Annotated in this window: 13 protein-coding genes; 4 read left to right on the top strand and 9 right to left on the bottom strand. The window is 73.4% G+C overall.

The window, feature by feature from the left end:
* Positions 1 to 33: 33 nt before the first annotated feature.
* The gene (locus BUS84_RS27080; protein WP_074316694.1) at positions 34 to 2454 is read left to right on the top strand and encodes a transposase; all 2421 of its coding nucleotides are present in this window, start codon (positions 34 to 36) and stop codon (positions 2452 to 2454) included.
* A 409-nt stretch (positions 2455 to 2863) separates the two neighbouring features.
* Here the strand turns inward: BUS84_RS27080 and BUS84_RS27075 are convergent, their stop codons facing one another.
* From BUS84_RS27075 to BUS84_RS27060, 4 genes are all read right to left on the bottom strand, one after another.
* Positions 2864 to 3457 (bottom strand): GTP-binding protein, encoded by a 594-nt coding sequence (locus tag BUS84_RS27075; RefSeq protein ID WP_007455465.1) that lies wholly within the window; start codon positions 3455 to 3457, stop codon positions 2864 to 2866.
* 1 nt (position 3458) lies between these two features.
* Complete coding sequence (locus BUS84_RS27070) at positions 3459 to 3830, bottom strand: DUF742 domain-containing protein (RefSeq protein WP_074319149.1); 372 nt, start codon at positions 3828 to 3830, stop codon at positions 3459 to 3461.
* Between the two features lie 98 nt (positions 3831 to 3928).
* A complete protein-coding gene (locus BUS84_RS27065; protein ID WP_007455462.1) occupies positions 3929 to 4333 on the bottom strand; it encodes a roadblock/LC7 domain-containing protein in 405 nt (134 codons plus the stop codon).
* Positions 4330 to 7977, bottom strand: a complete 3648-nt coding sequence (locus BUS84_RS27060; RefSeq protein ID WP_074316692.1) for a sensor histidine kinase — start codon at positions 7975 to 7977, stop codon at positions 4330 to 4332. The genes BUS84_RS27065 and BUS84_RS27060 overlap by 4 nt, the downstream gene beginning before the upstream one ends.
* Positions 7978 to 8479: 502 nt before the next feature.
* Between BUS84_RS27060 and BUS84_RS40260 the strand changes: the two genes are divergently transcribed.
* The gene (locus BUS84_RS40260) at positions 8480 to 8773 is read left to right on the top strand and encodes a hypothetical protein (protein WP_244298746.1); all 294 of its coding nucleotides are present in this window, start codon (positions 8480 to 8482) and stop codon (positions 8771 to 8773) included.
* A gap of 5 nt (positions 8774 to 8778) precedes the next feature.
* Here BUS84_RS40260 and BUS84_RS27050 read toward each other — a convergent pair whose 3' ends face one another.
* Positions 8779 to 9858: an adenosine deaminase gene (locus BUS84_RS27050; protein ID WP_074316688.1), complete on the bottom strand. Its 1080-nt coding sequence runs from the start codon at positions 9856 to 9858 to the stop codon at positions 8779 to 8781.
* Between the two features lie 52 nt (positions 9859 to 9910).
* Positions 9911 to 10324 (bottom strand): PPOX class F420-dependent oxidoreductase, encoded by a 414-nt coding sequence (locus BUS84_RS27045; protein ID WP_074316686.1) that lies wholly within the window; start codon positions 10322 to 10324, stop codon positions 9911 to 9913.
* A 143-nt stretch (positions 10325 to 10467) separates the two neighbouring features.
* Between BUS84_RS27045 and BUS84_RS27040 the strand changes: the two genes are divergently transcribed.
* Both BUS84_RS27040 and BUS84_RS27035 read left to right on the top strand, forming a co-directional pair.
* The gene (locus BUS84_RS27040) at positions 10468 to 10965 is read left to right on the top strand and encodes a MarR family winged helix-turn-helix transcriptional regulator (RefSeq protein WP_074316684.1); all 498 of its coding nucleotides are present in this window, start codon (positions 10468 to 10470) and stop codon (positions 10963 to 10965) included.
* A gap of 1 nt (position 10966) precedes the next feature.
* Positions 10967 to 11839: a putative RNA methyltransferase gene (locus BUS84_RS27035; protein ID WP_074316682.1), complete on the top strand. Its 873-nt coding sequence runs from the start codon at positions 10967 to 10969 to the stop codon at positions 11837 to 11839.
* 2 nt (positions 11840 to 11841) lie between these two features.
* Here BUS84_RS27035 and BUS84_RS27030 read toward each other — a convergent pair whose 3' ends face one another.
* The 3 genes from BUS84_RS27030 to BUS84_RS27020 all read right to left on the bottom strand — a co-directional run bounded on the left by BUS84_RS27030 (position 11842) and on the right by BUS84_RS27020 (position 14798).
* Positions 11842 to 12522 (bottom strand): DUF4272 domain-containing protein, encoded by a 681-nt coding sequence (locus BUS84_RS27030; protein WP_074316681.1) that lies wholly within the window; start codon positions 12520 to 12522, stop codon positions 11842 to 11844.
* A gap of 112 nt (positions 12523 to 12634) precedes the next feature.
* Positions 12635 to 13918, bottom strand: coding sequence for a thymidine phosphorylase (locus BUS84_RS27025; RefSeq protein WP_074316679.1), 1284 nt, complete (start codon positions 13916 to 13918; stop codon positions 12635 to 12637).
* 169 nt (positions 13919 to 14087) lie between these two features.
* Positions 14088 to 14798 (bottom strand): cytidine deaminase, encoded by a 711-nt coding sequence (locus tag BUS84_RS27020; RefSeq protein ID WP_074319148.1) that lies wholly within the window; start codon positions 14796 to 14798, stop codon positions 14088 to 14090.
* Positions 14799 to 14809 lie beyond the last annotated feature (11 nt).

Here is a 14809-nt window from a genome sequence, read left to right as displayed (position 1 = left end):
CCGGGGAGCATCAGTTGCTGGCAGAGGAAAGACCTGTCCCGGGAGGAGGACGACGCCGTGGCGCTCGTGCGCGTGTACTGCGGTCTGGCCTCGGCGGATCCGGCTGACCGACCGGCCTCGGCCGGTTCGACGCTGACGTCCGCTGTGGTCGACGACGCAGGCCGTCTGCTGCATGTCTGCGAGATCGGCGACGACGCGGCTGGCTACGCCCAGCTCGTCGCGCTGCTCGTGGAGCGGTCGGGCGGGCCGAGCGGTGCGGCCATCGCCGCCGACAGCGACGACCACACGGTCACCTCGCTGCTGAGCGCGGCGGGTCGGCCGCTGGCGATCGCGGACGACGACTCGGTGGACGACTTCGCCGAGCGGTTCGCCGACGACGACTCCCTGGAGGAGATGCAGTCGCCGCCAGCCGAACGGCGGGCCGTCGGTCTGGCCCGCGCGTTGCAGGCGGGCGCGCTCTCCGCGGTCACCCTGCCGGCGCCCCGGGATCTCGCCGGCTACAAGCAGGTGCTCTCGGCGCACGCCGCGCTGGCCAGCGGCCGGCACTCCGCCGCCGTCGCGCTGCGCGAGGTGCTGCGCGAGCTCTACCCGGCGGCGCTGCGCGCATACCCGGACCCGGCCGAGCCGGTCTCGCTGGCGGTACTCGACGCGCTGCCCGAGCCGGGCATGCTGGGCGGCACCGTGGCCCGGGGCCGTGAGGTCTCGGTGGCCGCGGACTCCATCGCCGCGCACCTCGCCGCGGACGGGGTGGCCGACGCCGACGAAATCAACGAGGCGGTCACCGCGCTGCGGGTCGCCATCTCCGAGACGCCCCGCCGCGCCGCGGTGAACCGGGCGCTCACCTCCGCCGTGGCCGAGACGGTCCGGCAGGCGGTCGCCTCCGTCCGGGCCTGCGACGCCGGGTGCGAGGCGCTGGTCAGCGCCCTCAGCGCGCGGGCCAGCACGCCCGCGCCGGCACCCGGCCGCCGCGCCGCCGCCCGCCGTGGCGAGTCGGTCGGCGAGCTGGCCGGCCTGTCCACCACCGGCACCGGCTTGCGTGCGGTCCGGCCGACTCCGGCCGCCGCCGAGCCCGCGCCCAGCGGAGGCCGGCGCAGCCGCCCCGAACCGATCCCGGGCGGCGCTCCGCTCGCGTCGCCGCGCCCGCTCGGGCCACCGCCGGTCGCCCCCGCGCCGATCACCCCGCCGCCGGTCGCACCCGCTCCGGTCGCCCCCGCAGCGGTCGCCGGCCCGCCGGTGTCCGCCCCGCCCGGGCGCGGCGAGCCTCTCCCGAGCCGCATCGACGGTCCGACCAACCGGCCGGTCTCCTCGCCACCGCCACCGCCGCCCGGGATCACCCCGATCGCGCCGTCGCAGCGCGGCGCGGTGCCACCGGCCGAGGCGGGCGAGCCGTTCCGGCCGACGCTGACCACCGCGGCGATCAACAACGCGCGGGCCGAGCGGCAGCGCACGGTCATCCCGCCCCGCCCCAAGACCAACGGTGAGCCCCGGCCGAGCCACCTTCAGCGCCCGGTCGACGAGCCCCCCACCGGCGGGTTCAGCGTCACCGACCTCAGCATCCCGGTGCCCACGCCCCGGCCGGGCCAGGAGTCAGCACCGCCGGGCTCCCGGGCCAACTGGCCGCTGGTCAACAACCCGGAGGACCCGGCCGACAGCTCGCCGAACAACCCGGCGGCCTACTCGTACGGCGGTGGCCGGGGCATCGACGCCCCGACCGACCCGGGCCGGGCCGACGGCCGGGTCACCCCGCCCTGGCTGGCGGACGACCTGCCGCAGGAGCCACCCATGCTGCGGCTGGTGGAGCCGCCACCGCTGGCCGACCGGGCGCTGCGCGAGGGAAGTCTCAACCCGCCGACCGACCCGCGTCTCAACCCGCCCACGGACCCGCGTCTCGAGACGCCGCCGCTGCGGCTGGTCGACCGGGAGCAGGCCGCCCGCAACGGCCGCCCCGCGCCCCGCGTGGAGCGTCCCGTCGAGCACCGGCCGTCGCCTCCGGTCGAGCACCGGCCGCCGCCGGTGGCGGACGAGGGCGACGGGGACCTGCTGATCTTCGCGCAGGCCAAGTCGGCCTGGTTCGTCGGGCAGCCCGAGGAGTCCGACCTGGACTGGTCTACCACGGCCGACACCGGGTGGCAGGCAGCCGAGCAGGCGGCCCGTCCCGCGGTGGGTGCCGAGACGACGGCCGGGCTGCCGAAGCGCGTGCCGCAGGCCAACCTGGTGCCGGGGTCCCCGCTGCGCGAGGAGCGTCCACTGCGGATAGTGCGTGACGCGGCGAGCCTCGCGGAAAACACGACCGGCTACTTCCGTGGCTGGCGTCGGGGGCAGGAGATCGGCGGGTTCGCGGTGGGCGGCCGGCCGGGTCGCGAGGCCGCCGGCGGCTGGGACTTCAGCCGTGACCACGGCGACCGCGACGACGACCGGGAATACGAGTACCGCTCCGCCGGCTACCAGTCCTGACCAACGGTCCACCGGCCTCCTACCCCGGGTGCACGCCCTGATCGGCGGCACCCGGGCCGGGACGGCGATGGTGCTCGTCCCGGTGGCGCCGGGTTGTGGCTGCCGTTGGGCCCGCTGTGCTCCGGTGACGGCATCGTGCCCGACTCACCGACCGCACCCTCGTCTGCAGGCTCACCCGGGAGCCGTCGGCGTGCGCCCGCCTGATCGCCGCACAGCGGCTCGCCGGGCGGTGCGGGTGCGCGGGCCAGGGCTGCACGGTGACGCCGGCGTACGGGGCCGTTGATGGCGCGCTGAGCACCGTCGAGGTGAACGCCGGGCCCCTGCCGTCCCGCGTGCCCGCAGTGGCGGCCCCGGACAGCACTCAGCGCCCGGTGGCGGCCGGAGCCACCACCGGGCGCGGATCGCCCGGTCAGGCCGGGGCGACGGCGCGCGTACGCCGCATGGTGAGCACGTACTCGACCAGCGAGATCAGCACGTGCTTCGTCGACTCCCGGTTGCGGGCGTCGCAGGCCACCACCGGCACGTCACTCGAGATCGCCAGCGCGTCCCGAACGTCCTGCGGGTCGTGGTACTGCATCCCGTCGAAGCAGTTGATGGCTACCAGGTACGGCAGCCGCCGGTGCTCGAAGAAGTCGATCGCCGCGAAGCAGTCGGCCAGCCGGCGAGTGTCCACCAGCACGACCGCACCGATCGCGCCCCGAACCAGTTCGTCCCACATGAACCAGAATCGGGTCTGACCCGGCGTACCGAACAGGTACAGGATCAGGTCACGGTCGATCGAGATCCGGCCGAAGTCCATGGCCACCGTGGTCGTCGTCTTGCCCGGCACCTGCCGGGTGTCGTCGACGCCCACGCCAGCGGAGGTCATGATGGCCTCGGTGGTCAGCGGCGTGATCTCCGAGACCGAGCCGACCAGCGTCGTCTTACCGACGCCGAATCCACCGGCGATAACGATCTTCGCCGACGTCACGCGCCCACTCGGGTTCGGCGGGCGGTGCGACATGTCAGAGCCTGCGAAGTCCACTCAGCACCCTCTCCAGCAGTTCAGTGCCCACCGCGTCGTCGGAGTCGTCCAAAATGGTCGGCTCGTGGACTGCGACCAGGCCGTCCGTCGCCATGTCGGCGATGAGCACCCGGGCCACACCGAGCGGGAGCTGCAGCCGCGCCGCGATCTCAGCAAGCGATTGCACGCGTCCGTCACACAGCGCGGCGATGTACTGGTGTTCGCGGCCACCGTTGCCATTGGCAGCGGCCCGGCCGCGCACCGTCGTCTCGACGAGCGCCTCCAGCGCGATGTCGAGCCGGGGACGGGTACGACCGCGGGTCACGGCGTATGGACGGACCAACGCTCCGGTCGGTTCGTCACGATCGGCCATGTCGCCGCTCACCTCCTTCGTACCCCGCACCGGCTCCCACCGGTGAAACCCGTCGTTGTCGTTGTTGCGGTAGCGCCGACCTCACGATCGGCGGGGCGTCAGCCCAGCATGCCCGCGGCCGCACGCGGCTGCGGGGTCAGCGCGTCGCCCACCCGGTCGACCAGCAACGCCATTTCGTAGCCGACCTGCCCGACGTCCGAGCTGCGGGCGGCCAACACGGCGAAGGACGAGCCGTCCGAGATGGACATCAGGAACAGGAAGCCATTGTCCATCTCCACGACGGTCTGGAGCACCGCGCCTCCCTCGAAGCAGCGGGCCGCCCCCTGGGTGAGGCTGACCAGACCGGACGCGATCGCGGCGAGCTGATCGGCCCGGTCCCGCGGGAGATCCCGTGACGACGCGAGAAGCAGGCCATCCGCCGAGACGGCGACCGCATGCGCGACACCGGGCACCCGGTCGGCGAAGTTGGCCAGCAGCCAACCAAGATCCTGCGTAGTTGTCATCCTTCTTGCTCCTTCTGCCCGCTCCCGGCCGCTGGGCCTGAGCCAGACTGCGAGGATTGCTGCCCTCCCGGAGTCGCCTCCGGGCTGGTCGGGTTGTCCGAGGTGCTACGCCCTCGCTGCACGCCCCGGTGGTAGGCGGAGAGCAGGCCACGGACCGCCTCCGGGGAACGCCGCTGGACCGAGGTGGTGGGCTTCTCCACCGCGCCGGGGACCAGCTGCGCCATTGGCTTGCGCTTCGGCAGACCGGTCGTCGTGGTCTCGCTCACCGGGACCGCGCTGGCCGCTGCCGAGGCGGCGCGCCAGCCGTCGTCGGCGGCAGTCTGCCAGCCGTTGGTCTGCTGCTGTTGGGGCCGGCGGGTCGGCAGGCTCTCGGCGAGGCTGGGGCGGGCGCCCCCGTTCGCTGTCGACCCGTTGTCCCGCGGCGCTCCTCCGGCCGTCGGAGTGTCTGCCATCGGTGTGTTACCTGTCGTCCCGGGTGGTGTCTTGTGGACTGCCCGACCGCTGGCCTCGACCGTCGCGAACTGCTGGGTCGCGGTTCCGCCATTCACCGCCGGCTGGGCGGCCGGTGCGGCCGCCTGAGCCGACGCCTCCTCCGGACCCGGCCGACGGGTACGGAACCAGGCCGACTCGAGCTCCCGGAAGATCGGCAGCTCCATGGTCTCGTCCGCGTACCGCTGCCGGTTCTGGGCCTGCGGCTGCTGTGGCGCCGGCCGGTTCTGCACCGGTGCCGCCGAGGTCGGTGCCGTCGGCTGAGCCGAGGCGGCAGGCTGTTCGGCGGGTCGCTGCACCCGTGGCAGCTCCGTCGTCATGTCCAGGGCGGCTGCGAGCCGCTCGGGCACCGGCGGAGTAGCGGCGTCCCGGTCGCCACCGGGCACCGGCGGCCAGGCCGGCGGTGCGGGGGCGTTGGGCGTCTGGGCGGGCGGGGCCGATCGGGGCGCGAAGCCGCTGAACGACTGGCCGGAGGCCGGCGGCGCCGAGTACGGCTGACTCGATGCCGGCGGAGCGGAATAGGGCTGACCGGCCGGCGGCGCCGAGTACGGACGCCCGGCGGGCGGCGCCGAGTACGGACGCCCGGCGGGCGGCGCCGAGTACGGCTGACCGGAGGCCGGGGCGGCCGAGACCGGCGACGCGGACACCGGAGGACCGGCGTACGGCGCACCCGAGTAGGGCTGCGCGGAGTACGGCTGGCCGGAGGCCGGCGAGGCGGAGACCGGCGCGCCGGAGTAGGGCTGCGCGGAGACCGGCGGCGGCGAGTACGGGTGCGCCTCGGGGCTGCTGGGCAGCTGTCGCGGGATGGCCGGCTGCTGGCCCGCGTCCGGAGAGTCGTCGCCGGAGCGGCGCTGCGGCAGTGGGTCGATGGGCTGGCCGTTGGCGGTCCGCGGGGTGAACCCGTCACCGCCGTTCGTTCCGGCCGCACCGGTCAGGTCCGACCAGGCCGGCATCGAGCGGTACGCACCGGTGTTGGCGGGGGTGCCGGCACCGTTGCGCGACGCCGGGTCGAACGGGCGGCCGCCCAGCGTGACCTGGTTGCCGGACTCGCTCGGGCGGGGCACGTTGCCCAGCGCGGGGAGCGCGCCGAAGGCCGGCGCCGGGCCGCCGAGTTGCGGGCCACCAGCCGCGGGCAGCGCCGGCGGCTGCTGCACCCGGCCGGAGAGCGCCCGGGGCACCAGCACCGAGGTCGGCAGGGTCACGTCGGCGACCGTGCCACGGTCACCGCCGGGGCGCAGCTCGACCCGGACCCCGTGCCGGGAAGCCAGCCGGGCGACCACGACCAGGCCCATCATCCGGGACACGGCCACGTCCACCTGCGGTGGCGTCGCGAGGCGCTCGTTGAGCTCGTGCAACTGATCGTTGCTGATGCCGATGCCGCGGTCCTCGACGTAAAGCGAGGCGCGGTCGCCGACCCGGCGGGCCTCGACCATCACCTGCGAGTCCGGCGGCGAGAACGCGGTCGCGTTGTCGAACAGCTCGGCGACGAGGTGCACCAGGTCGTTGACCGCGTGCGCGGCGACCTCGATGTCCCGGTCGATGACCCCGAACTCGATCCGGGTGTAGTGCTCGACCTCGGACTGCGCGGCGCGCAGCACGTCGATGAGCGCCGCCGGCTCGCGCTGCACGCGGGTGGAGTCCGCGCCGGCGAGCACGAGCAGGTTCTCGTCGTTGCGGCGCATCCGGGTGGCCAGGTGGTCGAGCTGGAACAGCTCGGCCAGCCGGTCCGGGTCCTCCTCGCCGCGCTCCAGCCGGTCGAGGTGCCCGATGAGGCGGTCGACCAGGATCTGCGAACGGCGGGCCAGGTTGACGAACATGGTCGCGACGGAGGCGCGCAGCGCCGCCTGCTCGGCGGCCGTCCGGACGGCTTCCAGGTGGACGGCGTTGAACGCCTCGGTCACCTGGCCGAACTCGTCCTTGCTGCGGACCGGGAGCGGCTCGGCGATCTGGTTGGCCAACTGCACCGGGGAGAGCTGCCCGACGACCTGCGGGTCACGCAGTCGGGCCACCGCCTGCGGAAGGCCGTACTGGGCGACGGAGAGAGCGCCCTGCCGCAGGTCCCGCAGTGAGCGGGCCATCGAGCGGGCGACCAGGTAGGCGAAGAGGATGGCCAGCAGCAGCATGCTGAGCAGCAGGCCGGTCTCCAGGAACACCTGACGCTGGACGTCCGAGCGCAGGTTGTCGGCCTCGGCGACCACGTCGCCGTCGAGCTTCGTCTCGACGGTGCGGATCAGCTTGGCGTTGGCCGTCATGGCCGAGTCCCACTGGTCCGGGCCGAACGGCGCACCGCGCATGTCGCCGGTGGTGTTGCCGTCGATCCAGCCGGTGTAGTTCTGCGCCTGCCGGCGGTCACCGCCGGCGACCGTCTGGTCGTGGAACTTCGCCTCGTCGGGGCTGGCGACGGCCTTGAAGCTCTGCAACGCCTGCTGCTGGCCGGTGCCGCTGGCGATGTAGTCGGTGCGCAGCACCGGCGTCATCCGCCGCTGCTCGGAGCCGAGCGCGCGGTGCACGACGACCCGGCGGACGGAGAGGAACTCCTTCTCCCGGGCGACCGCCGCGGCGGCGCGCATCCGGTCGCTCAGGTCGTTGTCACCGGCGAGCTGGGTGGCGGAGTCACGGATGGCGAGCAGATCGTTGATCAGACCCTCGTACGCCTGAATGGTCTCGGTGAGCTTGAGCTTGCCGTTGAACACCTGGCTGCGGACGCCCGGCAGGTCCTTCAGGGTCTGGTCGATCCCGTCGAGCAGACCATCCAGGCTGCTCGGCAGGTCCTCGATCTCGGCCCGCTGCTGCAGGTAGGGGCCCTTCGCCTGGTCGACCCGGGAGTTCACCCGGTTGTATGCCTCCTGGTACTGCGCCGTCGGCTGCGTCCCCTTGGCCCCCAGCAGCAGCACGGCGGTGGTCCGCTCATCCTGCAGCGTGTCGACCAGGTCACCTGAGTAGCTCGACAGGTTGGCCAGGTCGCCGGCACGGTTGGCATTGTTGAGCGTCTCCAGGTGGTCGACGAGACCACTGGTGCCCACCACGACCGTGGCGATGGTCGGCACGATCATGATGAGACCGAGCTTGGACCAGATCGGCATGTCCCGGAGCCGGCTGGCCGGCCGGCGCAGCCGCGACAGGAAGGAGCCCGCCGTCTTTGGCCGTTTGCTCACGTCACCGCCCTCGCGATTACAGCTTGAACGTGTTGCCCCGGGCAACGCCCAGCGTCCGACCCGGCGGGTCGGACCCCCGAGATTCCATCACGCCGCCCGGCAAGAAGAAAGCCCAGGTTGTCACCCGCCGAAGGTGTGATGAGATGTTGATGCGATTTGATAGCAGTCCGTCTGGTCGGAGTAACTGAAGGTAATGAAACATCCGCACCGCGTTGTCCTGCTCGCCGGCCCTTCTGGCTCCGGAAAGTCGTACATAGCGCAGCAAACCGGGTTGCCAGTGCTCTGCCTGGACGACTTCTACAAAGACGGCGATGACCCAACGTTGCCGATACGAAACGGCCAGGTGGATTGGGAATCACCCGAGTCGTGGGATGCCCGCACCGCGGTGGAAACGATTGCCCAACTGGCGCGCGAGGGTCGGGCCGATGTGCCGGTTTATGCGATCGGCGCGGATCGAAGGGTGGCCACCCGGCCATTTGACGTCGCCGGATCGCCACTTTTCGTGGCCGAAGGGATTTTCGCCGCCGAGATCGTCGAGGAGTGTCGCCGCCGAGGGCTGCTCGCCGGCGCGTACGCGCTGCGCCGGCCGCGCGGGGCGACCTTCGTCCGCCGGCTGGCCCGCGACCTGTCCGAGCAGCGCAAGGCGCCACGGGTGCTGGTCCGGCGCGGGGTGGCGCTGCTGCGTGCCGAGCCCGCGGTGCTGCGCCGGCAGACCGGGCTGGGCGCGGAGGCGGCCCGGGCCCGGGAGGTGCTGCGCCGGGTGGCCGGCCTGCTCGCCGGCCACCCGCACAGTTGACCAATTCAGGCCAGCAGCTTCGCGTACGCCGGCTTGATCACCTCATCGATGATCCGCAACCGCTCGTCGAACGGGATGAAGGCGCTCTTCATCGCGTTGATGGTGAACCACTGCAACTCGCGCCAGCCGTAGCCGAACGTCTCCACCAGCAGAGCCATTTCCCGCGACATCGAGGTGCCGCTCATCAGCCGGTTGTCGGTGTTGACGGTGACCCGGAACCGCAGGTCCCGCAGCAGGCCGATCGGGTGGTCCGCGATCGAGTCCACCGCTCCGGTCTGCACGTTCGACGACGGACACAGCTCCAGCGGGATCCGCTTGTCCCGGACGTACGCGGCCAGCCGGCCGAGCTCCGGCGCCCCGCCGGGGGTGATGTCGTCCACGATCCGCACACCGTGGCCGAGCCGGTCGGCGCCGCACCACTGGATCGCCTGCCAGATCGAGGGCAGGCCGAACGCCTCGCCGGCGTGGATGGTGAAGTGGAAGTTCTCCCGCTGGAGGTACTCGAAGGCGTCCAGGTGCCGGGTGGGCGGGAAGCCCGCCTCGGCGCCGGCGATGTCGAAGCCGACCACCCCGGCGTCCCGGTGCCGCACGGCCAACTCGGCGATCTCCTGCGAGCGGGCCGCGTGCCGCATCGCGGTGAGCAGGGTGCCCACCCGGATGCTCAGACCGGCCTCGACGGCCTGGGCGGTGCCCTCGGCGAACCCGGCCAGCACCGCCTCGACCACCTCGTCCAGGCTGAGGTCGTGTTCCAGGTGCTGCTCCGGGGCGAACCGCACCTCGGCGTAGACGACCCCGTCGGCGGCCAGGTCTAGCGCGCACTCGCGGGCCACCCGGCGCAGCGCCGGCGCGGTCTGCATGACCGCCACGGTGTGCGCGAACGTCTCCAGGTAGCGCTCCAACGAGCCGGAGTCGGCCGCGGCGACGAACCAGCGCCCCAACGCCTCCGGGTCGGTGGTGGGCAGCTCGTGGCCCACCGCCGCGGCCAGCTCGACGATCGTCGCCGGCCGCAGCCCGCCGTCGAGGTGGTCGTGCAGCAGCGCCTTCGGGACCTTGACAATGTCCTCGTACCGGATAGTTGCGACCATGCTCAGACCCTAGTCAGCGGCCCCGGCGAACCGGGACGGGACCGGCCGGGTGTCACGGCCGCCAGCCGTACACCCGGTGCACGTCGAGGCGGATCACGAGCCGTCCGTCGGCGACCATGGCGGCACGGTAGTCCGCCCAGTCCGGGTGCTCGCCGCGAATCCGCCGGTAGACCTCGACCAGCTCGTCGACCGTCGCGTCGGTGATGGCCACGGCCGGTTCGGTGAGGGTCACGGCCCCCTCGGCGACCGCGTACGCGCCGCCGTCCGGCGTGGTCACGTGAAAGCTGGCCCGGGGATCGCGGCGCAGGTTGCGCACCTTCGCCCGGCTCCCGGTGGTGGAGCAGCGGATCAGCCCCGGCTCGGCCAGGTAGTCGAGGTTGGACAGTTGGGGACGGCCGTCCCGGCGCAGGGTGACCAGAACACCACGCCCCCGCGTGCCGAACAGCTCCCACAGCCGGTCGCTCACGCCGGCACCCGCGGCGGCGCGAGCGCGGCGGCCAGCCGGCCGAGCCGGTGGAGCATCGGATCCCCCTGGAGAAAGTTCGTTGACATGTCACCTAGCCTAGGGGCGAATAGATGACATGTCAACGAAACCGCTAGACTCGACGCATGGACGCACCACGGTGGCTGGACGAACGGGAGGACCACGCCTGGCGCGGCTACCGCCGGATGCGTCGGCTGCTCGACCTGGAGCTGGCCCGGGAGCTGGCCCAGGACGCCGGCCTCTCCGAGCCGGACTACGACGTGCTCTCCGACCTCTCCGAGACTCCGCAGGGGCGGCTGCGCCTCAGCGAGCTGGCGGACAGGATGCTGTGGTCGCGCAGCCGGCTCTCGCACCACCTGAGCCGGATGCAGCAGCGCGGCCTGGTGACCCGCGAGGAGTGCGCCGACGATGCCCGGGGCTCCATCGTCGTGCTAACCCCGGCGGGCCGGCAGGCCATCGAGTCCGCCGCCCCCGGCCACGTGGCCGCCGTCCGGCGGCACCTGATCGACCTGCTCACCCCGGCGGAGGTGGACGCGCTCGGCGCGCTCACCCACCGGGTGGTCGACCACCTCGCCGGCCCCGGCTCCCGGGCCACCCGCCCGCAGCCCGAACCGGCGGCCTGACGTGGACCCGCGCATCCTCGACCGGCTGCGCTGCCCGGTCTGCGGCGAGCCGCTGGCCGAGGCGACCGCCGGCACCGCCGGGGCTCTGCGCTGCCCGCGCCGGCACAGCTTCGACATCGCCCGACAGGGGTACGTCAACCTGCTCGCCGGGCGCGCCCCGCACGCCGGCGACAGCGCCGAGATGGTGGCTGCCCGGGCGGACTTCCTCGCCGCCGGGCACTACGACCTGATCTCGGCCGCGCTCGCCGACGCGGCGGCTCTGGCCGTGCATCAGCTCGGCACAACTCCCCCCGTCGACGCGTACCCCCTGGTGGTGGACGCCGGCGCCGGCACCGGCCGGTACCTCGGCGCGGTGCTGGCGGCGCTGCCGGACGCGGTGGGTCTGGCCCTGGACGTGTCCAAGCCGGCGCTGCGCCGCGCGGCACGGGCGCACCCCCGAGCGGCCGCGGCGCTCGCCGACACCTGGCAGCGGCTGCCGCTCGCCGACGCCTCGACCTCCGTGCTGCTGAACGTCTTCGCCCCGCGCAACGGCGCGGAGTTCCACCGCGTGCTCGACCCGGCCGGGACGTTGCTGGTGGTCACCCCCGCCGCCGACCACCTCGCCGAACTGGTGGACGCCCTCGACCTGCTGCGGGTGGACCCGGACAAGGCCGACCGGGTGGCCGGCAGCCTGGGCGGGCACTTCACCGCGGTCGGCTCGGCCGTACACCGGGCCGAGCTGGCGCTGACCCGGCCGGAGGTCGCCACCCTGGTCGGGATGGGCCCCAGCGCCTGGCACACCGACCCAGCCGCTCTCGCCACCCGGCTGGCCGCGCTGCCCGAACCGGTCCGGGTCACCGTGGCGGTCCGGCTCGACGTCCAGCGACCCCGCTGAGCTCAGGTGGAGAGGTCGACCTCTTCCCAGCCGGGGGGCTCATCGTGGTACGGCCCGCGCAGGATCACCGCCCACTCCAGCGCCCAGCGCCGCTGCCCGATCGCGTTCGCGTCGACCAGCCCGGGCAGTGACCGCCCGACCCGCTCGGTCTCCAGGTAGGCCCAGTCCAGGCAGTAGTGCAGGTCGAGCAGGGCGGCCGCGTCGGCGGGATGCTGCGGCGCGGCGAGGATCCGGGACCGCCAGCGCGGAAACGTCTCCCCCTCGGCGATCTGCGGCAGCCGCTCGACCAGCCGCTCGTCCACGGCGAGGGTCGGGTCGAGCTGCTTGCTCAGCCCGAGCACCCAGGCCAGCGCGAAGAGCGCGTCGTGGTGCAGCACGAACGAGCGGTGGTCGCCCTTGCCGCCGATCACGAACTGCCACTCCGGCGGGGTCACCATCTCCATCAGGTGCGAGCCGAGCAGCCAGCTCATCGCCGCCTGCGGGGGCATCCCGAAGCAGCGGGCCAGGATCAGGTGCAGCACGGCGATCCGCGCCTCGATCTCCGCCGTGGGGCGCAGCTCGATCTCGTCACCCGGCTCCCAGACGAGCGGGAACTGGGCCGGCGGCAACGGCAGGCCGAGCCGGGACAGCTCGTCCAGGCTCGCCTCGCGCACCTCGCGTGGGTTGGGGGCAGGTACGGTCACGGCAAAAATTTCCTGTCTGCTCGCGACGGCTCAAGGCCGGCTATCCCCCCTTGGCCTGCGAGAATAGCGGTCCCTGGTGACCGGCACCACGCCGCCCCGACCCCGGGCCGAGTCAGCCGATCCGCTCGATGACCAGCGGCGTCGGCACCGGCGCGGTCGGCGCGATCCGCACCGCGCGAGCGGCCTCCGCGAGCGCCGCCGGAATCCGCGCCGGGTCCTCGGCGCGCAGCTCGTACAGGGCGTCACCGGCTCGCACCGGATCGCCGGGCCGCTTGTGCAGCACCACCCCGGCCGGCACGCTGACCGGGTCCTCCTTGCGGGCCCGGCCCGCGCCGAGCCGCCAGGCCGCCACCCCCATGGCGTACGCGTCGACGGCCCCCACGTGCCCGTCCTGCTCGGCGCGCACCACCTCGATCTCCGGGGCGGCCGGCATCGGCGCGTCCGGGTCGCCGCCCTGCGCCCGGATCATCGCCCGCCAGCAGTCCATCGCCCGGCCGTCCCGCAGCGCCGCCGCCGGATCGGCGTCCGGCAGGCCGGCGGCGTCGAGCATCTCCCGGGCCAGGGCCAGCGTCAGCTCCACCACGTCGGCCGGCCCGCCTCCGGCCAGCACCTCGAGCGACTCGGTCACCTCGACCGCGTTGCCGATCGCCAGGCCGAGCGGGGTGGACATGTCGGTGAGCAGGGCGACCGTCCGCACGCCGTGCGCACCGCCCAGCTCGACCATGGTGCGGGCCAGCTCACGGGCCTGGTCGACGGACTTCATGAAGGCGCCCGAGCCGACCTTGACGTCGAGGACCAGCGCACCGGTGCCCTCGGCGATCTTCTTGCTCATGATCGAGCTGGCGATCAGCGGGATCGCCTCCACGGTGCCGGTCACGTCGCGCAGCGCGTACAGCTTGCGGTCGGCGGGGGCGAGCCCCGCGCCGGCCGCGCAGATCACCGCGCCGACGTCGCCGAGCTGGGTGATGAACTCGTCGTTGCTCAGCGCGGCCCGCCAGCCCGGGATGGACTCCAGCTTGTCGAGCGTGCCGCCGGTGTGCCCGAGGCCGCGCCCGCTCAGCTGCGGCACGGCCGCGCCGCAGGCCGCCACCAGCGGGGTGAGCGGCAGAGTGATCTTGTCGCCGACGCCGCCGGTGGAGTGCTTGTCGACCGTCGGGCGGCGCACCGCCGAGAGGTCCAGCCGCTCACCGCTGGCGATCATCGCGGCGGTCCACCGGGCGATCTCCGGGCCGGTCATGCCGTTGAGCAGGATCGCCATGGCCAACGCGGACATCTGCTCGTCGGCGACCACCCCCCGGGTGTACGCGTCCATCACCCAGTCGATCTGCGCGTCCGACAGCACACCCCCGTCCCGCTTCACCCGAATGACGTCAACGGCAGCAAAAGCACCACTCATCAGAAGTTCTTCCTAGTCGTAAAGCAGATACCGGCTCGCAACCGTGACCGATGTACGGCCGTGCCCAGGACGGGGCCGGGGCCGCGCGTGCCCGGCGGAGGGATCAAGCCTGACCGCCCGGAGCCGGGCACGGTCGGCCCCGGCCCTCAAGCGCAACCACAGAGCAACCTCAGGGAGCAGACCAGCGAACCGGAATCTCCAGAGGCGGCTCACCCTCACCGGCCCAGAAAATGGTGCCGGTCGCGTCCACCACCACCACGCGGGGCGTCCGGGCCATCCCCCAGATGATCGCCTCGGCCGGGTCGTCCCAGCTCGGGGCCTCCTCCAGCACGCCGGTCTCGGCGCCCGCGTCATCCCCGGCCGACCGCTCCCAGTACGCCGTCCAGACCTGCTGCCCGGCGGACATGTCCGGGTGCACGAAGACCGTGCCGCGCCCGCGCCAGGCGGCCAGCCGCTCCGGGACCACCGGCACCGGCGTCTCGCCGGTCACCGCCTCCAGGTCCTCCACACCGAAGGCGTGCGGCAGCAGCTCGGCCATCCGCAGCGGGCGGCCCTTGGTCTCGATCAGGCACTCCGGCCCGCCGTGCTCCCAGAGCAGCTGCCGGCACCGGCCACACGGCATCAACGGCTCACCCGTGGCGTCGACGCAGGAGAGCGCGACGAGGCGGCCGCCCCCGGTGGCGTGCAGGCTGGAGACCACACCGCACTCGGCGCAGAGCGTCACCCCGTACGCGGCGTTCTCCACGTTGCAGCCGACCACCACCCGGCCGTCGTCGACCAGCGCGGCCGCACCGACCGGGAACGTCGAGTACGGCGCGTACGCGTGCCGCATCGCCTCCGCGGCGGCGGCGCGCAACCGCGCCCAGTCGATCTCAGTCATCCCATCATTCT

It is taken from the genome of Micromonospora cremea (assembly GCF_900143515.1).
GTDB lineage: Bacteria > Actinomycetota > Actinomycetes > Mycobacteriales > Micromonosporaceae > Micromonospora > Micromonospora cremea.
Note: the sequence above shows the minus strand (reverse complement) of the source record. Positions and strands in the feature narration are given on the sequence as shown.